At 62.6% G+C, this 20,428-nt stretch carries 15 protein-coding genes; 8 read left to right on the top strand and 7 right to left on the bottom strand.

The genetic code is table 11. From position 1 onward, the window contains the following. Positions 1 to 75: 75 nt before the first annotated feature. Positions 76 to 777: a DUF1013 domain-containing protein gene (locus CO670_RS09090; protein WP_097589927.1), complete on the bottom strand. Its 702-nt coding sequence runs from the start codon at positions 775 to 777 to the stop codon at positions 76 to 78. Between the two features lie 229 nt (positions 778 to 1,006). Here CO670_RS09090 and acs point away from each other — a divergent pair, with 229 nt between their 5' ends. Continuing rightward, positions 1,007 to 2,962: an acetate--CoA ligase gene (acs, locus tag CO670_RS09085; RefSeq protein ID WP_097589926.1), complete on the top strand. Its 1,956-nt coding sequence runs from the start codon at positions 1,007 to 1,009 to the stop codon at positions 2,960 to 2,962. Positions 2,963 to 2,991: 29 nt separating this feature from the next. On the opposite strand, the gene CO670_RS09080 is transcribed toward acs, so the two are convergent. Genes CO670_RS09080 through CO670_RS09075 form a run of 3 tightly spaced genes read right to left on the bottom strand, consistent with a single transcriptional unit; the run spans position 2,992 to position 3,711 of the window. After that, positions 2,992 to 3,282: a thermonuclease family protein gene (locus tag CO670_RS09080; RefSeq protein ID WP_245425774.1), complete on the bottom strand. Its 291-nt coding sequence runs from the start codon at positions 3,280 to 3,282 to the stop codon at positions 2,992 to 2,994. 12 nt (positions 3,283 to 3,294) lie between these two features. Then, positions 3,295 to 3,438 (bottom strand): hypothetical protein, encoded by a 144-nt coding sequence (locus CO670_RS33340; protein WP_245425773.1) that lies wholly within the window; start codon positions 3,436 to 3,438, stop codon positions 3,295 to 3,297. Positions 3,439 to 3,486: 48 nt separating this feature from the next. Continuing rightward, a complete protein-coding gene (locus CO670_RS09075) occupies positions 3,487 to 3,711 on the bottom strand; it encodes a DUF1674 domain-containing protein (RefSeq protein WP_097589925.1) in 225 nt (74 codons plus the stop codon). 111 nt (positions 3,712 to 3,822) lie between these two features. On the opposite strand from CO670_RS09075, the gene htpX reads away from it, so the two are divergent. From htpX to purH, 4 genes are all read left to right on the top strand, one after another. Then, positions 3,823 to 4,776, top strand: a complete 954-nt coding sequence (htpX, locus tag CO670_RS09070) for a zinc metalloprotease HtpX (RefSeq protein WP_097589924.1) — start codon at positions 3,823 to 3,825, stop codon at positions 4,774 to 4,776. After that, a complete protein-coding gene (locus CO670_RS09065; RefSeq protein WP_097589923.1) occupies positions 4,767 to 6,155 on the top strand; it encodes an RsmB/NOP family class I SAM-dependent RNA methyltransferase in 1,389 nt (462 codons plus the stop codon). The genes htpX and CO670_RS09065 overlap by 10 nt, the downstream gene beginning before the upstream one ends. Positions 6,156 to 6,303: 148 nt before the next feature. Continuing rightward, a complete protein-coding gene (locus CO670_RS09060) occupies positions 6,304 to 7,977 on the top strand; it encodes a heparinase II/III family protein (protein ID WP_097589922.1) in 1,674 nt (557 codons plus the stop codon). A gap of 156 nt (positions 7,978 to 8,133) precedes the next feature. After that, positions 8,134 to 9,750, top strand: coding sequence for a bifunctional phosphoribosylaminoimidazolecarboxamide formyltransferase/IMP cyclohydrolase (gene purH, locus CO670_RS09055; RefSeq protein WP_097589921.1), 1,617 nt, complete (start codon positions 8,134 to 8,136; stop codon positions 9,748 to 9,750). A 39-nt stretch (positions 9,751 to 9,789) separates the two neighbouring features. Here the strand turns inward: purH and CO670_RS09050 are convergent, their stop codons facing one another. Beyond that, complete coding sequence (locus CO670_RS09050; protein ID WP_097589920.1) at positions 9,790 to 11,178, bottom strand: MFS transporter; 1,389 nt, start codon at positions 11,176 to 11,178, stop codon at positions 9,790 to 9,792. 23 nt (positions 11,179 to 11,201) lie between these two features. After that, complete coding sequence (locus CO670_RS09045) at positions 11,202 to 15,977, bottom strand: NAD-glutamate dehydrogenase (protein ID WP_097589919.1); 4,776 nt, start codon at positions 15,975 to 15,977, stop codon at positions 11,202 to 11,204. 276 nt (positions 15,978 to 16,253) lie between these two features. Here CO670_RS09045 and pdxY point away from each other — a divergent pair, with 276 nt between their 5' ends. The 3 genes from pdxY (at position 16,254) to CO670_RS09025 (ending at position 19,553) form a co-directional block, all read left to right on the top strand. Further along, entirely contained in the window at positions 16,254 to 17,129 is an 876-nt protein-coding gene (pdxY, locus tag CO670_RS09035) for a pyridoxal kinase PdxY (RefSeq protein ID WP_097589918.1), read from the top strand. A gap of 72 nt (positions 17,130 to 17,201) precedes the next feature. Continuing rightward, the gene (locus CO670_RS09030) at positions 17,202 to 17,843 is read left to right on the top strand and encodes a carbonic anhydrase (protein WP_097589917.1); all 642 of its coding nucleotides are present in this window, start codon (positions 17,202 to 17,204) and stop codon (positions 17,841 to 17,843) included. Positions 17,844 to 17,939: 96 nt separating this feature from the next. Continuing rightward, positions 17,940 to 19,553 carry a GGDEF domain-containing protein gene (locus tag CO670_RS09025; RefSeq protein ID WP_097589916.1) on the top strand — a complete coding sequence of 538 codons (1,614 nt, stop codon included), beginning with the start codon at positions 17,940 to 17,942 and terminating at the stop codon, positions 19,551 to 19,553. A gap of 50 nt (positions 19,554 to 19,603) precedes the next feature. Here the strand turns inward: CO670_RS09025 and CO670_RS09020 are convergent, their stop codons facing one another. Continuing rightward, entirely contained in the window at positions 19,604 to 20,428 is an 825-nt protein-coding gene (locus CO670_RS09020; protein WP_097589915.1) for a lytic murein transglycosylase, read from the bottom strand.

Here is a 20,428-nt window from a genome sequence, read left to right as displayed (position 1 = left end):
CCGAAGTTGGGTGTCCAACTTTCGGGGGTCAGTTCAGGTTCACCCGGCGGGGTTTTTGATGAGGCAGCTGATAGCTCAGTACTGAGCTTCGTCGTCTTCGTCCTTCGGGGCCGAGCGCAGCGAGCTCAGCTTGCGGAAGACAGCATCGGCGTCGATTTCCTTTTCCTCTTCGCGCTCATAGCTCGGGGTCAGGCGCTCGGTTTCCTGGGCCGATTGCAGCGTTGCGCCAAGCTCGGCAGCGGTCGGCAGCGGACGGCCCTTGGAAGCCTTCTCCACTTCCATGTCGAGATCGATCTGGCTGCAGAGGCCGAGCGTGACGGGATCCATCGGCGCCAGGTTTGCGGAATTCCAGTGGGTGCGCTCGCGGATCTGCTCGATGGTCGATTTCGTCGTGCCGACGAGGCGGGAAATCTGCGCGTCCTTCAGCTCCGGATGGTTGCGAACGAGCCAGAGAATGGCGTTCGGGCGGTCCTGGCGCTTGGAAACCGGCGTATAACGCGGGCCGCGGCGCTTGGATTCCGGCACGCGCACCTTGGGTTCGGAAAGCTTCAGCTTGTGGTTCGGATTGGCTTCGGCGCGGGCGATTTCGTCGCGGGAGAGCTGGCCGGTCGAGATCGGATCGAGGCCCTTGATGCCCTGCGCCGCTTCGCCGTCGGCGATCGCCTTGACTTCCAGCGGATGCAGTTTGCAGAACTGCGCGATCTGATCGAAAGACAGCGCCGTGTTGTCGACAAGCCAGATGGCGGTCGCCTTCGGCATGAGCAATGTTTGAGCCATGGATATAGTCCTTCTATCGTCCGCGCCGGTCGCGGTCCGTGGATTGTCACCACAATGTCCGGGAAATATGCCGCTATATAACCGTACTGTCGCAGAATTGCAATTCTTCCGAAATCAAATGACCTTTGTCTAATTGCCGTGGCGATGCGACCTGCTATGAATTGCCGTGATTTGAAGTCCGGGCTCATAGATCGCTTGGCCCGTCGCATGTCCCATGAGGAGGAGTTCCATGTCGGAGAAGATCCATCCGGTGCCGAAGCCGGTGAAGGCGCGTGCCCTGATCGATAAGGAAAAGTACCTGAAATGGTACGAGGAGAGCGTCGAGGATCCGGACAAGTTCTGGGGCAAGCACGGCAAGCGGATCGACTGGTTCAAGCCCTATACCAAGGTTAAGAACACGTCCTTTACCGGCAGGGTTTCGATCAAGTGGTTCGAGGACGGCCAGACTAACGTTTCCTATAACTGCATCGACCGCCATCTGAAGACGAATGGCGACCAGGTGGCGATCATCTGGGAAGGCGACAATCCCTACATCGACAAGAAGATCACCTATAACGAGCTCTACGAGCATGTCTGCCGGATGGCAAACGTGCTGAAGAAGCACGGCGTCAAGAAGGGCGATCGCGTCACCATCTACATGCCGATGGTTCCCGAGGCGGCTTATGCGATGCTCGCCTGCGCCCGTATCGGCGCGGTGCATTCCGTCGTCTTCGGCGGCTTCTCGCCGGAAGCGCTGGCCGGGCGCATTGTCGACTGCGAATCCACCTTCGTCATCACCTGTGACGAAGGTCTGCGCGGCGGCAAGCCGGTGCCGCTGAAGGACAATACCGATACGGCGATCCACATCGCCGCCCGCCAGCATGTGCATGTCAGCAAGGTGCTGGTGGTGCGCCGCACCGGCGGCAAGACCGGCTGGGCGCCGGGCCGCGATCTCTGGTATCACCAGGAAGTCGCCACGGTGAAGGCGGAATGCCCGCCGGTAAAGATGAGGGCCGAAGATCCGCTTTTCATTCTCTATACGTCAGGCTCGACAGGCAAGCCGAAGGGCGTGCTGCACACGACGGGCGGCTATCTCGTCTACGCCTCGATGACGCATGAATATGTCTTCGACTACCATCATGGCGATATCTACTGGTGCACGGCCGATGTCGGCTGGGTCACCGGCCATTCCTATATCGTCTATGGGCCGCTCGCGAACTGCGCAACGACGCTGATGTTCGAGGGCGTGCCGAACTTCCCCGATCAGGGCCGCTTCTGGGAAGTCATCGACAAACACAAGGTCAATATCTTCTATACCGCACCGACGGCGATCCGATCGCTGATGGGCGTCGGCGACGACTTCGTCACGCGCTCTTCACGCTCTTCGCTGCGCCTGCTCGGCACTGTGGGCGAACCGATCAACCCGGAAGCCTGGGAGTGGTATTACAATGTCGTCGGCGACAAACGCTGCCCGGTGATCGATACCTGGTGGCAGACGGAAACCGGCGGCCATATGATCACGCCGCTGCCGGGCGCTACCGACCTGAAGCCGGGTTCGGCAACGACGCCGTTCTTCGGCGTCAAGCCGCAGCTGGTCGACAATGAGGGCAAGGTGCTGGAAGGTGCGGCCGACGGCAATCTCTGCATCACCGACAGCTGGCCGGGCCAGATGCGCACGGTCTATGGCGACCACGAGCGCTTCATCCAGACCTATTTCTCCACCTACAAGGGGAAATATTTCACCGGCGACGGCTGCCGCCGCGATGAAGACGGCTATTACTGGATCACCGGCCGCGTCGACGACGTGCTCAACGTTTCCGGCCACCGGCTGGGCACGGCGGAAGTCGAATCCGCGCTCGTCTCGCATAATCTGGTTTCGGAAGCCGCGGTCGTCGGCTATCCGCATTCGATCAAAGGCCAGGGCATCTATTGCTACGTGACGCTGATGGCCGGCCACGAGGGGACGGACACGCTTCGCCAGGAACTGGTGAAACACGTGCGCGCCGAAATCGGCCCGATCGCCGCTCCCGACAAGATCCAGTTCGCGCCGGGCCTGCCGAAGACCCGCTCGGGCAAAATCATGCGCCGCATCCTGCGCAAGATCGCCGAGGACGATTTCGGCGCTCTCGGCGATACCTCGACGCTTGCCGACCCGGCCGTCGTCGACGATCTGATCGCCAACCGGCAGAACAAGGTGACGGCCTGATATTCAGAGCCGCCCTCTCCGGGGGCGGCTCATTTTTCCTCTGCGCAGGGCGAGCGCGGTTTGCGGCCTCCGCCATATTCACGCGCGAAGCCGTCGGAGAGAAGATTGCCGGCGACGTCGCGTCCGTCCGCTAGGGTGACCGTCGCCAGAATGCGACCGAAATATTTGTCGCCGGAGATGTTCGTCAGCCGGATTCTGGGCGAATGGGCCGCCATCTCCTCCAGCGCATGGCGCGCCTCCAGACCTGCCTGCCGTACCTCATGACACTTGGAATGCAGTTCCGGCGCATCGATGCCGCGGATGCGCACATAGACTTCCATCGTCTGCTGCGGTCAGGGCATTGCCTGCACCAGCAGCGTATCGCCATCCATGACGCGAAGGATTTCAGCCGATACCGGACCATCGATCGCGTCCCGCGCCGTGACAGCAGAGGCGGCGAGAGCGACGAAGACGAGCATCGGCAGGAATCGTGTCATGAAAGGAATAAATTCCGATCATGACGCGAAGTCAATAGGAATATTTACTTAGAAATCGATTGCCCGGCCATTGATCTCATAGTCGCCGAAGCGGGCGGGCTCCGCTCCGCCGCGGCCGCCGATCTCGGGCGGTAGTTCCAGGGGCTTCTGGTTCTTGCGCCGTTCCTCGGCTTCGGCAAGTGCACGCCTGGCAGCCGGAGACAGCATCTTGCGCGGCGGCTCCGATCCCTCGGCGGCCGCGATTTCGCTATTGTCGTTGTCGGCTTCCTGCATCGGCTTCTCCTGCCGGAAAACATTGAAAATGGCGGGTGAATAACCAAATCATAATGCGCCGGCACCGGGATTGAAAGCTCGTGACGGCGAAATCGGAGTTGGAGATCCGCGATGAACCTCGTCCGCACTGCCATGTTGCTCGCCTTCATGACGGCGCTTTTCATGTTTGTCGGCTTCCTGATCGGCGGTCGGGCCGGCATGATGATCGCATTCGTCATTGCGGCCGGCATGAATTTCTTTTCCTACTGGAACTCCGACCGCCTAGTGCTTTCGGCCTACCGCGCCCAGCAGGTCGATGAACGCAACGCGCCGGAATTCTTTGCGATTGTGCGCGATCTCGCCCGCAATGCCGGCCTGCCGATGCCGAAGGTCTATCTCTACGACAGCCCGCAGCCGAATGCCTTCGCCACCGGCCGCAATCCCGAAAATGCCGCTGTCGCCGCCTCGACGGGTCTGCTGCAAGCATTGTCCCCGGAGGAAGTCGCCGGCGTGATGGCGCATGAGCTTGCCCATATCCAGAACCGCGACACGCTGACCATGACGATCACGGCAACGCTTGCCGGCGCGATCTCGATGCTCGGCAATTTCGCCTTCTTCTTCGGCGGCAACCGCGAAAACAACAATCCGCTCGGCTTCATCGGCGTCCTCGTCGCGATGATCGTGGCGCCGCTCGCCGCCATGCTGGTGCAGATGGCGATCAGCCGCACGCGCGAATACTCGGCCGACCGCCGCGGCGCCGAGATCTGCGGCAACCCGCTCTGGCTCGCCTCGGCGCTCGGCAAGATCGCGCGGGGTGCTGCGCATGTTCCGAACGAAGACGCCGAACGCAATCCGGCGACGGCGCATATGTTCATCATCAATCCGCTCTCCGGCGAGCGCATGGACAATCTGTTTTCCACGCACCCGAATACCGAAAACCGCATCGCCGCGCTGCAGGAGATGGCGCAGGGCGGCATGAATGTCTCGACGGGACCGGTTCGTGCTGCTAATCCGTCGCGCAAATCGCGCTCTGTTCCGAATACGGGTCGCGGTGGTTCGCAACCGCCAAAAGGTCCGTGGTCTTGAATTCTGACGGCACGAAGAAGCCATTCCGCAAACAGAAGCCCTCCGCGCCCCGATCGGCGCCGGCCAAGCCCGGCCTGCAGGCCCGGGCCGCGGCGGCGAAAATCCTGGCTGCCGTGGTCGACCGCAAGCTGCCGCTCGATGGCGCTCTCGACCACGAACATGGCAATCCCGCCTATAAGGCGCTGGGCGAGGGCGATCGGGCGCTTGTGCGCGCCATCCTGAATACCACACTTCGCCATCTGCCGCGCATCGACGCGGCAATCGCTGCCCTCCTGGATTCGCCGCTGCCCGAGGGCGCGCGGGCGCTGCATTACGTTCTCGCCATCGGCGCGGCGCAGATCCTCTATCTCGATGTGCCCGATCATTCGGCCGTCGATCTTGCCGTCGAACAGGCCAATCAGGATCCGCGCAATCGCCGTTTCGCCAAGCTGGTCAATGCCATCCTGCGCCGTCTCGGCCGCGAGAAGAACGAGGTGCTGGAAGAGATCGGCAAGGTTGCGCCGATGCCGGCCTGGTTCATTGCGAGGCTGGAAAAAGCCTATGGCCGGGAAGCGGCGCTGGCGATTTCCGAATCCCAGCTCGAGCCCGCGGCGATCGATCTGACCGTCAAATCCGCACCCGAAGATTGGGCGAAGCGCCTGAACGGCGTCGTTCTGCCGACGGGCGGCGTGAGGCTTGCGGCCTTTGAAGGCGGCATCCCCTTGCTCGAAGGTTTCGACGAGGGCGCATGGTGGGTGCAGGATGCGGCGGCCAGCATTCCGGCCAAGCTTTTCGGCGATCTCTCGGGTAAACGCGCTGCCGATCTCTGTGCCGCGCCCGGCGGCAAGACGGCGCAGCTCATCCTTGCCGGGGCTGCCGTCACCGCCCTCGACCAATCGGAAAGCCGGCTAAGACGGCTGCGGTCGAACCTGGAACGGCTTGGCCTGAAGGCGGAGACGATCGCGACGGACCTGACCAAATTCGAGCCGGCCGAGCGCTTCGATGCGATCCTGCTCGACGCTCCCTGCTCCTCGACCGGCACCACCCGCCGGCATCCCGACGTGCTGTGGACCAAAGGGCCTGACGATATCGCCCGGCTTGCGGCGCTGCAGGAGCGGCTGCTGCGTCATGCGCTGACTTTGCTGAAACCGGGCGGCATGCTGGTATTTTCGAACTGCTCGCTCGATCCGGCAGAAGGTGAAGAGGTCGTTGCCCGTATTCTCGCCGATACGGATGCGGTCGAGCGCGTCGCGATCGACGCCTGTGACTGGCCGGGCCTCGAAGCGGCGGTCACGCCGCTCGGGGAATTCCGAACCCTCCCCACAATGCTGAAAATGACCGGCGGTGTTGCCTCCGGCCTCGACGGCTTCTATGCGGCCGTGCTGCGTCGAACAGCGTAATCGCAGCTCCGAGAACCGTTGGATAATCTCCGGCGGCGCGCATGAATTTGAGTATATTCGAACCTTGTCACAAATTAATTCATTGCGGGCGATGAAATCGGCCGCTTTTCACCTATTCTTAACCACGAGGGTCAATAGACAATAGAATATGCAGTCCGGTCGGCGTTTTGCGAGCATGTATGTTCGGGAGGCTTGGCGGCGCGCCTTGCGCCGCGTCGCGTTGCTGCGCCTGAAGCTCATTCGCCATTCCATCAAACCGCCCGAGCGCCTGATCGTCGCGCCGACCGACCTTCGCGGCATCGATCCGCATGTCGCCGACGAGATCCTCAACGGGCGCTTTCTGCTGGCCGGGCGTATGCTCGAGACCAGTGGAAAATCGCCCTTTACCTTCACCCTGCCCTCGCGCCCTTTTGCGATTCGCCTCCATAGCTTCGGCTGGCTGCGGCATATGCGGGCGCACAAGACGGAGCGCAGCGCGGCCGCTGCCCGTGCAATCGTCGACAGCTGGCTTTCCATCCATGCCGGCCGCATGGAGGGCGTCGCCTGGGAGCCCGACGTCACCGCCCAGCGCGTCATTGCCTGGCTCTCGCACTCGCCTGTCGTGCTGCAGAATGCCGATCGCGGCTTCTATCGCCGTTTCATGAAGTCGCTGGCGTTCCAGGTGAAATTCCTGCACCGGATGGCGCCGTTCACGCTGGGCGGCCTGGAGCTGTTCCGGCTGCGCATCGCGCTCGCCATGGCCTCCGTGGCCATGCCGACCCGCGCATCGACGTTGAAAAGAGCCGCGCAGGCCCTCGACCGCGAGTTCGATAGCCAGATTCTGCCGGATGGCGGCCACGTCTCGCGCAACCCGCGCGCCGGCCTGGAACTGCTGCTCGATCTGCTGCCGCTGCGGCAGACCTATGTCAATCTCGGCCACGATCTGCCGCAGAAGCTGATCTCCGGCATCGACCGCATGTATCCGGCATTGCGGTTCTTCCGCCATCAGGACGGCGATCTGGCGCTTTTCAATGGCGCCACCTCGACACTCGCAAACGAGCTGATGTCCGTGCTCAGATATGACGAGACGGCAGGCCAGCCGTTCAAGGCCTTGCCGCAGTCGCGCTATCAGCGGCTTTCCGCGGGTAAGACGGTGATCATCGCCGATACCGGCGTGCCGCCTTCGGGAGGCGCGCTGCGAACCGCGCATGCCGGCAGCCTCTCCTTCGAGATGTCGTCCGGCCGGCATCGCTTCATCGTCAATTCCGGTTCGCCGAAATTTGCCGGGCATCGTTATGTCCAGATGGCCCGCACGACGGCGGCGCATTCGACCGTCATCCTCAACGACACCTCGTCCAGCCGTTTTTCACATTCTCCTTTTCTCAGCCATGCGATCATCGAACCGGTCAGAACCGTCACCGTCGAGCGGGCCGAAACGGAGGATGGACGCGACGGCATCAAGCTCAGCCATGATGGTTATCTCAAAGCCTTCGGCGTGATGCACGAGCGCGAACTGACGCTCAATGCCGCCGGCTCGATCGTCACCGGCCGCGACCGGCTCGTCGTCCGGGAAGGATATGAGAGTGACGAGCCGCTGAAGGCGGTCGCCCGCTTTCACATTCACCCGTCGATCGTGCTGGAGCAGAGCGACGGCGAATCCGTGCTGCTGACGGCGCCGGACGGCGAAAGCTGGCTGTTTTCCGCGCCCGGCAATGAAGTGCTGATCACCGAGGATATTTTCTTCGCCGACAGCTCCGGCATCTGCGGCTCGGACCAGATCGAGATCGATTTCGATCTTGCCGGGAAGACGGAAATCCGCTGGTTCCTGTCTCGCAAGGGTTAGAACGTCTCGCAATCGCGATCCGCTGCAGCGTTTTGAGCGACATGTGTCAGATCCTGTGCTGACTCCTGTTTGCGCGGGGGCAAAGCTGTGCTAACGCGACGCCAACATGCAGGCGTCCCCTCCGGATGTCTCCCGAGCCCGAACGGAGAAGGTTTCATGGCCGTCATTTCCAAGAAGATCCCCGCCCCCGACAAGGTCGAAATCAAGACCGCCCTCCTCTCCGTCTTCGACAAGACCGGGGTCGTCGAGCTTGCCCGCTCCCTGTCCGAGCGCGGCGTGCGGCTGCTGTCGACCGGCGGCACTTACAAGGCGATCGCCGCTGCCGGCCTTGCCGTCACCGATGTCTCCGAAATCACCGGCTTTCCCGAGATCATGGATGGACGGGTCAAGACGCTGCATCCGACGGTGCATGGCGGCCTGCTGGCGATCCGCGACGATGGCGAGCACCAGGAGGCGATGAAAAAGCACGGCATCGAGGCCATCGACCTCGCCGTCATCAATCTCTACCCCTTCGAGGAAGTACGCGCGGCCGGCGGCGATTATCCGACGACGGTCGAGAATATCGATATCGGCGGTCCGGCGATGATCCGCGCATCGGCCAAGAACCATGCCTATGTGACGATCCTGACCGATCCGGCCGATTATGCCGAACTGCTGGAGCAGCTTTCCGCCGATGGCGGCAAGACCGCCTATGCCTTCCGTCAGCGCATGGCCGCCAAGGCCTATGCCCGCACCGCGGCCTATGACGCGATGATTTCCAACTGGTTCGCCGAGGCGCTGTCGATCGACGCGCCGCGTCACCGCGTCATCGGCGGCGCGCTGAAGGAAGAGATGCGCTACGGTGAAAACCCGCATCAGAAGGCAGCCTTCTATGTGACCGGCGAGAAGCGCCCCGGCGTGTCGACGGCCACCCTTCTCCAGGGCAAGCAGCTCTCCTACAACAACATCAACGATACCGACGCGGCCTACGAGCTGGTCGCCGAGTTCCTGCCGGAGAAGGCGCCGGCCTGCGCCATCATCAAACACGCCAATCCCTGCGGCGTTGCGACCGGCGCGAGCTTGGTCGAAGCCTATCGGCGGGCGCTGGCCTGCGATTCCGTTTCGGCCTTCGGCGGTATCATCGCGCTCAACCAGACCTTGGATGCGGAAACGGCTGAAGAAATCGTCAAGCTCTTCACCGAAGTCATCATCGCGCCCGACGTGACCGAGGAGGCGAAGGCGATTGTCGCCCGCAAGCCGAACCTGCGGCTGCTGTTGGCGGGCGGCCTGCCCGATCCGCGCGCCGCGGGCCTGACGGCGAAGACGGTTTCCGGCGGCTTGCTCGTCCAGAGCCGCGACAACGGCATGGTCGAGGATCTGGAGCTCAAGGTCGTCACCAAGCGCGCGCCGACGGCACAGGAGCTTGAGGACATGAAATTCGCCTTCAAGGTCGGCAAGCATGTGAAATCGAATGCCGTGGTCTATGCCAAGGACGGCCAGACCGCCGGTATCGGCGCCGGACAGATGAGCCGGGTGGATTCCGCCCGCATCGCCGCGCTGAAGGCCGAAGAGGCCGCCAAGGCGCTCGGCCTCGCGGTTCCGATGACAAAGGGCTCGGCGGTCGCTTCCGAAGCCTTCCTGCCGTTTGCCGACGGTCTTCTGTCGATGATCGCTGCAGGGGCGACGGCCGTCATCCAGCCGGGCGGCTCGATGCGCGATCAGGAAGTTATCGATGCCGCGAACGAACACGGCGTCGCCATGGTCTTCACCGGCATGCGCCATTTCCGGCACTGAATGAGGACTGCCATCAGGTCCGACCGCGCGTCGTATTTCCTACGCGCGGTCGGCCGGATAGGGCGTGCGGACCAGCAGCGCCAGGCCGCCGGCGAGGAACAGGATCAGCGTTGCCATTCCGAGCCGCGGCGACCCGCTCATATAGGTCACCAGCGAGAAGAGCAGCGTCGCCATGAAGCTCGTGGCGCGCCCGGAAAGCGCGTAGATGCCGAAATAGCGGCCTGCCTCCTCAAGGCTGACGCTGCGGGCGAGATAAGAGCGCGATGAGGCCTGCACCGGCCCGAAAGCGAGCCCGATCAGCAGGCCGTAGAGAATATAGGCCTTTTCCGCGGCGGTGCCGAAGAGACCGCCGGAATCCACTGTCGGCAGCGGCATCAGGCCGAACAGGGTGTAGCCCGGTCCCGTCGAAATAATGCCGAGGGTGGCGAGAAGCAGCATGGTCAGGCTGATCACGACGGTCGCCTTCGAGCCGACAGCCTTGTCGATGCGGCCGGCGAGCAGGCAGCCGAGAATCGCCACGACATTCAGGATGATGCCGTAGATGCCAATCTCGATCGTCGCCCAGCCGAACATGCCGGCGGCGAAGACGCCGCCAAGGATCAGCAGGCCGTTCACGCCGTCCTGATAGATCATACGGGCGACCAGGAATTTGAGGATGCCGCGCCGCTCCTTGAGTTCCCCGAGCGTGTTTCTGAGTTCTTTCAGGCCGAAGCGGACGGCAGCGCCGAAGGGAAGGCCGCGGCGGACGTCGGGCGTGAACAGGAACATCGGCAGGATGAAGATCAGATACCAGACGGCCGAGATCGGCCCGGTGACGCGCGCATCCTCGCCGGCATGCGGATCGAGACCGAAAAGCGGGTCGAGGCCGAGGATGGTCTTGCCGCTTTCGGGGCTTGCCGCAAGCAGCGTCACGACGGCGATGAGGACGATCATGCCGCCGAGGTAACCAAGCCCCCAGGCGGTGTTGGAAAGCTTGCCGACTTCGGTTCTGTCGACGAGGCGCGGCATCATCGAATCGTTGAAGACGATCGAAAACTCGGCCGAGATCGAGGCGAGGATCATGAAGATCACGGGATAGAGGATCGGCGAGCCGGGGGCGGCGAACCACAGGCCGAAAAGGCTCGCGATCTTGATGACCGCGAAGAAGCCGATCCAGGGCTTGCGCGCGCCGGACTGATCGGCGATCGAGCCGAGAACGGGCGAGAGCACGGCGATGATCACCGAGGAGATCGTCGCCACGTTGCTCCACATCGCCTGGGCGGACACCGGATCATCGGTCAGGCGCGCAACGAAATAAGGCCCGAAGATGAAGGTGGTGACGACAGTGAAGAAGGGCTGTGCCGCCCAGTCGAAGAACATCCAACCCCAGATGCCCTTCTCCGTGGCCTTCGGCGGCTGCGTTCCTGTCCAGTCGATGCGATTCAACATCCGCTCCTTTTTGGCGGACTGTCTCACCTCACCCGGTCGCGCGCAAGGTCGGTCAGGATGCCCGCAGCAACGGTAATGCGCGCAAGATTGGGATCGCCGCCGTCGCTGAGGCTCGAAAGCTCCTCGACGATGCGGTTGATGCGAATGCGATCCTGCGCATGCCAGGCCTGAACGGGCAGCTTCTCCTTGCCGTGATCGGAAAGAGCCGAGATGACGATATCGCGTCTGGCGCTGGCGATCTGGTCGATGCTGCGGGCAAGCGCCAGGTTCTCGTAGTGGTCGGAGGTGAGGATACGTCCGCCGGCTGCCAGCAGCCGGCCGATGCGGAAGGTCTGCGATACCGCAAAATAGTTTTCGGCGGCGCGCACCAGAGGTTCGCCGGTGCGTTCGGCGATCTGCATGATCTCCGGCACCAGCGCGAAGCTCTGGAGATTGGCGATCTCGGCCGCGAGTTTTTCCGGCACGCCGGCCAGGACATAGTCCGCCTGGCGTGCGGCGGCATCGGCGGCCGACTGTTCGGCGAAGGCGGGCTTGAGTTTCTTCAGGGCTGCCTGCAGCCGGCTAATCACCTCCGCCATATCGGCCTTGGTCATGCCGGTCTTCAGGAGCAGGCGCGTCAGCACGATGAAACTGTGACTGATCTCCTCATAGATGCGGTTCTGCATCTCGCCGGAAACCTTGCCGTCGAGCGCGTCCGTTTCCGCCCAGAGCCGGGCCAGGTCGAAACCGTCGCGGGCGACGATGGCGGCGCGCACCACTTCCGGCGCAGACGCCGCCGTCGCATCCATCATCGCGACGGTGAAGCTTGGGCCACCGCGGTTGATCGCCTCGTTGGCAAGCACGGTCGCGATGATTTCGCGCCTCAGCCGATGGCCGGCGATGTCGCCGGCGTTCGACTTCTGCATCTTCACGGGGAAATAATTCGACAGCGTCGCAGCAAAATAGGTGTCGTCGGGCAGATCGCTGGCGGCGAGCGCATCGAAGAGCACGATTTTGGCATAGGACAGCAGCACGCCGATTTCCGGCCGCGTCAGCGGCCTGCCGGCTGCGTAGCGCTCGGCAAGCGTTGCGTCGTCGGGCAGCGTCTCGACCTTGCGGTTCAGCTGCTTGGCGGTTTCGAGCACGCTCATGAAGCGGGCGAGCTCCAGGCCGTTTGCCGTGCCCTTGCGCGATGTCAGCGAGATCGCCAGCGACTGCAGATAGTTGTTGCGCAGCACGAGGGCCGCCACTTCTTCGGTCATCGACGACAGAAGCTGATCGCGTTTTGCCCGTGTCAGGCGCCCGTCATGCATGGCCGCTGCCAGCGCGATCTTGATGTTGACCTCGACGTCCGAGGTGTTGACGCCGGCCGAATTGTCGATGGCGTCGGAGTTGCAACGCCCGCCGCTGAGGCCGTAAGCGATGCGGCCCTTCTGGGTGACGCCGAGGTTGGCGCCCTCGCCGATGACCTTGGCGCGAACCTCCGCCGCGGTGATGCGGATCGGATCGTTGGCACGGTCGCCGACTTCGGTATCGGTTTCGGACGGGGCCTTCACATAGGTGCCGATGCCGCCGAACCAGAGCAGATCGACCGGGCTCTTCAGGATCGCCGTCATGATCTCGAAGGGCGTGGCGACCGCCTTTTCGATGCCGATCGCGGCAACCGCTTCGGGTGTCAGCGTGACCGATTTCGCCGAGCGGGAAATGATCATCGCCCCTTTCGAAAGCACGCCCTTGTCGAAATCCTGCCAGCTCGAACGCGGCAGGTTGAAGAGACGCTGCCGCTCGGCAAGCGTCTTTTCCATGTCCGGATCGGGATCGATGACGATGTCACGGTGATCGAAGGCGGCAATGAGCCGGATCTTGGGAGAAAGCAGCATGCCGTTGCCGAAGACGTCGCCCGACATGTCGCCTACGCCGGCGACGGTGAAGGGCGTCGTCTGAATGTCGATGTCCATTTCGCGGAAATGGCGTTTGACGGTTTCCCAGGCGCCGCGGGCGGTGATGCCCATCTTCTTGTGGTCGTAGCCGGCAGAGCCGCCGGAGGCGAAGGCATCGTCCAGCCAGAAGCCGGCTTCCTGGGCCAGCGCATTGGCGGTGTCGGAGAAGGTTGCCGTGCCCTTGTCGGCGGCCACGACGAAATAGGGATCGTCGCCGTCGAGCCTCACCGTATCCTTCGGCGGCACGATATCGGCGCCGGAGATATTGTCGGTGATCGAAAGCAGCGTGCGGATATAGGTCTTGTAGGCCTCGCGGCCGGCATTGAAGATTTCGTCGCGGCTGCCGCCAATGGGGAGCTTTTTCGGATAGAAGCCGCCCTTGGCGCCGACCGGCACGATGACGGCATTCTTCACCTGCTGCGCCTTGACGAGGCCGAGCACTTCGGTGCGGTAGTCCTCGGCGCGATCGGACCAGCGCAGACCGCCGCGCGCCACCTTGCCGAAGCGCAGGTGCACGCCTTCGACCTCGACGCCGTAGACGAACATTTCGCGGAAGGGTTTCGGCTCCGGCAACCCATCGACGAGGTGCGGATCGAGCTTGAAGGCCAGCATCGCCTTGGGCGAACCGTCCGGGTTCCGCTGGAAATAATTGGTACGCAGCGTCGCATCGACGATATTGACGTAACGGCGCAGGATGCGGTCGTCGTCCAGGCTCGGCACGTCGGCGAGTTCGGCCTCGATCGCCTGATGCAGCTCGGCAAGCCTCTTCACGCGGGCCTTTTCCGAAAGCTTGGTGTCGAGCGTGTCGTGGAAGAGGCGGAAGATGGCTGCGGCAATCGTCGGATATTTATCGAGTGTCGTTGCGATATAATCCTGCGAATAGGCGATGCCGGCCTGGCGCAGATAACGCGCATAGGCGCGCAATATGTTGACCTCGCGGGCCGAAAGCCCGGCCGACAGGATCAGCCTGTTGAAGCTGTCATTGTCGATCGTGCCGGCAAAGGCGGCGACGAAGGCTTCCTCCAGGGCGGCGCCGTGACGCTGCAGATCGATTTCGCGGCCGGTGCGGGTTTCGAGTTCCATGTCGTGCAGCACGACGAGCTTCGTTTTCCCATCGGCGGCCAGCACGCCGATGTCGAAGGTGCGTTCGCTGACGACGTTGAAGCCGAGATTTTCCAGAAGCGGCACGCGGCGCGACAGCGCCAGCTGGCCGGCGGCGTGGAAGATCTTCAGCGACAGGATGCGGCCATCATCTTCCTGGCGATGGTAAAACTGGATGCGGAGCGGTTCGCCGGCGGCACAGGCGCCGATATCGGTGAGGTCGGCCACGGTTTCTTCAGGGGTGAAGGAATCCTGGAAGGCCTGGTCGACCGATAGTTTCGGTGCCTTGGGTCCGGCGAGCGCCTCGAAACGGTCGTCCCAGCGGGCGGTGATTTCGCGGATCGTCTGCTCCAGCTTCGCCTGCGGAATGCGCGGCGTCTTGCCGCCGGAGCGGCCGATGATGAAATGGACACGCGCCACGCCGCCTTCCGGGAACGCCGGGTAATAGGCAGAGACACGGCCGTCATAGACGGTCTTGAGATAGGTGCCGATCCGCTCGCGCACGATCGAATCATATTCCTCGCGCGGCACGTAGACGATCACCGAGACGAAACGGTCGAAATGGTCGATGCGCGGCAGGGCGCGCACGCGCGGCCGGTCGGCGAGATCGTTGATCTGTTCGGCAAAGCTTGCCAGCAGCGTCGTGTCGATCTGGAAAAGATCGTCGCGCGGATAGGATTCCAGCGTGTTGTCGAGCATGCGGCCCGAATGGCTCATCGGGTCGAAGCCGAAATGCTCCTTCACCTTCTCGATCTTTGAGCGCAGCAGAGGAATTTCGGAGGCGAGCGAGGTATAGGCCGTCGAGGTAAAGAGGCCGACGATGCGCAGTTCGCCCGTGACATTGCCCTTGGCGTCGAAGCGCTTGACGCCGACATAATCCATATAGGCGCGGCGATGGACGATCGATTTCACATTCGCCTTGGTGACGATCAGGAATTCGGGGCCGTCGAGGAAGGCGAGGATTTCGGGCGTGGTCGTCACGGCGTCCTTGCCGGTGCGCAACACGAGAACGTCGGGATTGGAGAGGATGCCGAGACCCGCCCCCTTGTCGCGCTCGACCTTGGCATCGGCGCCCTTGCCGGAATAGACATATTCGCGCATGCCGAGGAAGGTGAAATTCTCGTCGCGCAGCCAGGTCAGAAAGGCGACTGCCTCGGCGTGTTCGGCCTTCCTGCGGCCGGCGCCATTGGCCGAAAGCTCGGTGATCACGCCGTCGAGCTTGGCAAGCATCGGCTTCCAGTCGGAAACAGACAGGCGGACCTGCTCGAGCACGGTCTGGATGCGTTTGACGAGATCGGCGGCCTGGGCGGAATTGAGCGGCGCGATATGAAGCTGGATATGGCTGACGCGGGCGGCGGGATCGCTCGGGTGATCGGCGGAATAGAGCGTGGGCGCCTTGCCCTTTTCCATCACCAGGATGGGATGCACGGCCATGAAGAGATCGCGGTGCGTGCTCGTCACTTCACCCATGACAGATTCATAGAGGAAAGGCATGTTCCGGTCAGTCACCGAGAGCACCGAGACGGCGGTGCCGGCAGGCGTCACATCGGCAATGGTGTCGATGCTGACGCGCGGTGTCTTGCCGTTCCAGGCGGCGAGTTCCTTGGCCGAGTGTACGGCGGAAAGCGCCAGCATCTCGGGCGTATAGAGTTCGAGATCGTCATTGCTGGCCCTGCCGAAGAGAATATCGGGATCGAGATGCGCCTCGCCCGTCGCCTTGGCGATCTTGCGCGCATTTTCGATCTGCTTTTCCCGTTTCGGATTGTTTCTGGCAGCCATGAATCGCCTCCCGCAATGGACTTATTTCTGCAAGCTAGCAGAAGATTCCCCGAAAAAATCTCTAAAATAGAGGTCTGAAGGGTCGCTTTGATGCTTTTTTGACGCTCAAAATGGGAATTTGTTAGAGATTTTTCCGCTTTCGTGGCCAAAACGAACGGGAAGGCCCCTTTTCCGTTTTTTCGTTCCGCCGCACATTTCCATGCTCGCGTGAAGAATGGTTGACAGCGCGGCGTCAAAAAGATCATCAAACGCCATCATCATTCGGACCTTGATATCATGTCGGAAAATGCAGCAGGCGCGGTCATCGTCATCTCCAGCCATGTGGTGCGCGGCTCGGTCGGAAACCGCGCCGCCGTCTTCGCGCTGGAGACGCTCGGTCACCCGGTCTGGGCATTGCCGACGATCGTGCTGCCCTGGCACCCGGGCCACGGCCGCGCGACGCGGCTGACATTTGCGGAAGCGGATTTTGACGCGGCGATCGATGATCTGATCCGCGCGCCGTGGATCGGTGAGGTCAAGGCGGTGCTGTCAGGCTATTTCGGCAATGCCGCCCAGGCGCGTTCCGTCGCCCGGCTGATCGGTGCGCTCAGGCAAGACAATCCCGAGCTCATTTATGTCTGCGATCCCGTCATGGGCGATCTCGGGGGCCTTTATGTGCCGGAGGCGACGGCAGAGGCCATTCGCGACCATCTGATCCCGCTTGCCTCGCTCGCCACGCCGAACCGCTACGAGCTCGCATGGCTTTCGGGGGCGGCCCTCGAAGACAACAGCGCGATCATGGAGGCGGCGCTGGCGCTCGGACCGTCGCGCATGCTCGTCACGTCGGCCGTGCCGATGATGTCCGGCGGCACCGGCAATCTCTATCTCTCGGGCCGCCACGCGCTTCTCGCCGAGCATCGCGTCGTCGAAAACCCGCCGAACGGTCTCGGCGATCTGCTTGCCGCCGTCTTCCTGTCGCGCCTGCTGTCCGGTCTGGAAGACGAAAAGGCGCTGCAGCTTGCCACCGCCAGCGTCTTCGAGGTGCTTGCGCGTGCCGTCAAGCGCGGCAGCAACGAGTTGATGCTGGCAAGCGATGCATCCAGTCTTTCGACGCCGATGGCGATGGTGCAGATGCGCCGGCTCGTGCACCCGGCGCAGCGGCGGAAAAAATGACGCATTTGCCGATGCACTCATTTTGCGGTGCAGCAGTTGATCTTGTCTTCGGCGCGCGCTAATCCAGAAGACATGCAGCGTTTTCCAACACCCCTTCTGGACGGCTATCGCAACTTTATGAACGGGCGTTATGCCGATGCCCGCGACAGGTATCGGCAGCTTGCCGAAAACGGCCAGAGTCCGAGTACCCTGGTCATTGCCTGTTCGGACTCGCGAGCGGCGCCGGAGCTGATCTTCGATGCCGGCCCGGGCGAACTCTTCGTCATCCGCAACGTCGCCAACATGGTGCCGCCTTACGAGCCGGATGGTCATTTCCACTCGACGTCGGCTGCGCTTGAATTCGCCGTGCAGGCGCTGAAGGTCTCGGACATCGTGGTCATGGGCCACGGACGCTGCGGCGGCATCCGCGCAGCCCTGGATCCGAATGCCGAGCCGCTGTCGCCCGGCGATTTCATCGGCCGCTGGATGTCGCTGGTCAAACCTGCCGCCGAGCAGATCCAGAGCAACGACGTGATGACGGCTGCCGAGCGGCAGACCGCGCTCGAGCGTGTCTCCATCCGCAACTCCATCAACAATCTCAGGACTTTCCCTGAAATCAAGGCGCTCGAGGAAGCAGGACAAATGCATCTTCACGGCGCCTGGTTCGATATTTCGACCGGGGAACTCTGGGTCATGGACGCCGAAACGCGCGACTTCATTCGTCCCGAAATCTAGGGACGCGCCGCTTTATCAGTTTTTTAAGAATTATTGATAAGATCGCCGTCGATTGGTCGCGCACGACCGACATTTTGATCACCGTGGCGATTGGCAATGAAGTTCGAAACCATCAAAAAGGTTATTCTGGCCGCGATCATGCTGCCTTTCGTCTTCATGGTCATTGAAGGCGTCATCCTCCTGCGGTCTTCGATCAAGGAATATTGGGATCTCGAGAAGGATCGGCAGTTCGCCGATGTGCTTGCCCGCGGCGGGTCTATCGCGGCCACGGAGATCCTGACTGAAATCGGCGCCACCCGCCGCTACATCGCGCACCCCAGCGAACCGGCGGCGGCGGATATGCAGCGGAGCCGGGCGATGCTCGATCACGAACGCCGCGCCTTCTACGCCAGCCTGCCCTCCCGCGATATGCTGGACGAGGGGCTCGTGGACGAACTGTCGGCTCTCAACCTTGCCTACAGCCGCATCGTGGCGGCGCGAAGCGCCGTCGACCAAGGCCGTTATATCAATAGCGATCCCGGCTATATCTATTGGTATGCGGCCCAGAAGCAGCTTGCCGTCGTCGATGCGCTCTCGCCGCTGATCAGTGATCCGGTGCTATTGGAGAAATCCAATCAGCTGATGGGCATCCTGCTGACCTATTACGGCGAAAGGCTGATCACCGTCGTCGGCACCCGCTATCTCGACCAGAGCTCCTCCGCCAGATTTCCGATTGAACTTTTCGTGCAGGGCAAGGTCATGCTCGGCGACGGAATGGACCATATGGTCTTCCATTCCTCGAACTCGACCGTACGCGACATCGTTGCCTATCTCGGCCGCAGCAGCCAGGTGAAGGCCAACGCGATCACCGATTCCATTCTCGCCGGATCGCGGCCGACGCGCGAGGTGCGCGACATCTGGACCGCGGCGCAGAACGAGCGCATGGCCTTCCTGCAGCAGAAGATCGTCGAGGCCGCCAACGATATCCACGAGACCGGCGAAGGCCTTTCGACGCGAGCTCACATTCACCTGACGCTGATCCTGTCGCTGTGCGCCGGCCTGCTCATTCTCGCCACCCTGGTGATGGTATTGGCGGCAAGGGGCTTGCGGCTGATCGACCGGCTGACGCGCGATCGTGAGACGCTGGTGGGCGAGCTGCGCAACGCCGCCCAGACCGACCTTCTGACCGGGCTTTACAACAGGCGCGGTTTCGAGGTCGCCGCATCGGCGCTTCTCACCCAGGCGGAACATGGGTCGCGCTGGATCTCGGTCGTGCTCTTCGACCTCGATCATTTCAAGAAGATCAACGACGTTCACGGCCATGACGCCGGCGATGCCGTCTTGCGGCATGTCGCGAGTGTGGCGCGAGAGAATTTCCGTTCCTTCGATCTCCTGGTGCGCCATGGCGGCGAGGAGTTCCTGGCTTTGCTGCCGGATTCGACACCCGATGATGCGGCAAGGGTTGCCGAACGCGTGCGGCTGGCGATCGAAGCGGCGGAAATCCCTCTGGCGAACGGCGATCGTCTGAAGGTCACGGCGAGTTTCGGCTGCGTCGGCCGGGCAAACGAAGGCTTCAACCGGAACTTCGAGGATCTGGTCAAACGTGCCGACCTGGCGCTTTACGCCGCCAAGGCTTCCGGCCGCAACTGCGTCGTTTCGGGGCCGACCATGCCGGCGCCGGAAGAGCGGCGCAAGGCGGCATCCGCCGGCGGCTTCGATTCCCGCATATGAAAAACGCCGCTGTTGCAGCGGCGTTTCAGATTGTCGTTATCGGTGAAGGCTTATCTGCCGGCGTCGATCTGCTCGCCGATATAGGCGATCGCCTGCTGGTAGACGCTGGCTGCGTTCCAGCCCTGGATGGCAGCGAAGTTCGGTTCTCCCGGCTGATAGCCGGCGCCGGGGCGCCAGCCATGGCCCTTCAGGAAATTCGCCGTCGAGGCGAGCGCATCGGCGCGGGAACCGACCATGTCGACGCGGCCGTCGCCATCGCCGTCGGCGCCGAAGCGGACGACGTTGCGCGGCAGGAACTGCGTCTGGCCGATTTCACCATGGGCAGCGCCTCTCGCCTGCGGGCTCAGATAACCCTCGGAGACGAGCTGGAGCGCAGCATAGAGCTGATCGGTGAAATATTCCGACCGGCGGCAGTCGTAAGCGAGCGTCGAAACAGCCGACAGCGTATGCTGATTGCCCATATAGCTGCCAAAGCCGGTTTCCATGCCCCAGATCGCAATCAGGGGGCCGGCCGGAACGCCGAAACGGCGCTCGATGGAGGCGAACAGGGCCTGGTTGGCGGCCCGCATGCTGCGGCCGCGGGAGATGATGGCGGCACCTCCGCGCTTCTTCATGAAGGCGTCGAAGGACAGCTTGAAGCTTTTCTGGCCACGGTCGGCGGCGATCGTCGGCTTGTTGTAATTGACATTGGCGAAGGCGCGATTGAGGACCGACTGGCTGACGCCATTGGCCGCCGCCGTCTGCTTGAAATCGCTGACCCAGGCATCGAAGCCGGCGCCGGTATTGCCACATTGCGCGCCCTGCGCGAACGCAGGTATCGCGTGGAGGACGCCCATTGCCGTGGCGGCCGCCAGAAAGAATTTTGTCATGCGCAT

Source organism: Rhizobium sp. J15 (genome assembly GCF_002531825.1).
GTDB lineage: Bacteria > Pseudomonadota > Alphaproteobacteria > Rhizobiales > Rhizobiaceae > Rhizobium.
Note: the sequence above shows the minus strand (reverse complement) of the source record. Positions and strands in the feature narration are given on the sequence as shown.

Coding starts and splice junctions, on each gene's coding strand:
- CO670_RS09090 (WP_097589927.1), bottom strand. CDS start 777: ATGGCTCAAACATTGCTCATGCCGAAGGCGACCGCCATCTGGCTTGTC.
- acs (WP_097589926.1), top strand. CDS start 1,007: ATGTCGGAGAAGATCCATCCGGTGCCGAAGCCGGTGAAGGCGCGTGCC.
- CO670_RS09080 (WP_245425774.1), bottom strand. CDS start 3,282: ATGGAAGTCTATGTGCGCATCCGCGGCATCGATGCGCCGGAACTGCAT.
- CO670_RS33340 (WP_245425773.1), bottom strand. CDS start 3,438: ATGACACGATTCCTGCCGATGCTCGTCTTCGTCGCTCTCGCCGCCTCT.
- CO670_RS09075 (WP_097589925.1), bottom strand. CDS start 3,711: ATGCAGGAAGCCGACAACGACAATAGCGAAATCGCGGCCGCCGAGGGA.
- htpX (WP_097589924.1), top strand. CDS start 3,823: ATGAACCTCGTCCGCACTGCCATGTTGCTCGCCTTCATGACGGCGCTT.
- CO670_RS09060 (WP_097589922.1), top strand. CDS start 6,304: ATGCAGTCCGGTCGGCGTTTTGCGAGCATGTATGTTCGGGAGGCTTGG.
- purH (WP_097589921.1), top strand. CDS start 8,134: ATGGCCGTCATTTCCAAGAAGATCCCCGCCCCCGACAAGGTCGAAATC.
- CO670_RS09050 (WP_097589920.1), bottom strand. CDS start 11,178: ATGTTGAATCGCATCGACTGGACAGGAACGCAGCCGCCGAAGGCCACG.
- CO670_RS09045 (WP_097589919.1), bottom strand. CDS start 15,977: ATGGCTGCCAGAAACAATCCGAAACGGGAAAAGCAGATCGAAAATGCG.
- pdxY (WP_097589918.1), top strand. CDS start 16,254: ATGTCGGAAAATGCAGCAGGCGCGGTCATCGTCATCTCCAGCCATGTG.
- CO670_RS09030 (WP_097589917.1), top strand. CDS start 17,202: ATGCAGCGTTTTCCAACACCCCTTCTGGACGGCTATCGCAACTTTATG.
- CO670_RS09025 (WP_097589916.1), top strand. CDS start 17,940: ATGAAGTTCGAAACCATCAAAAAGGTTATTCTGGCCGCGATCATGCTG.
- CO670_RS09020 (WP_097589915.1), bottom strand. CDS start 20,428: ATGCGCATGACAAAATTCTTTCTGGCGGCCGCCACGGCAATGGGCGTC.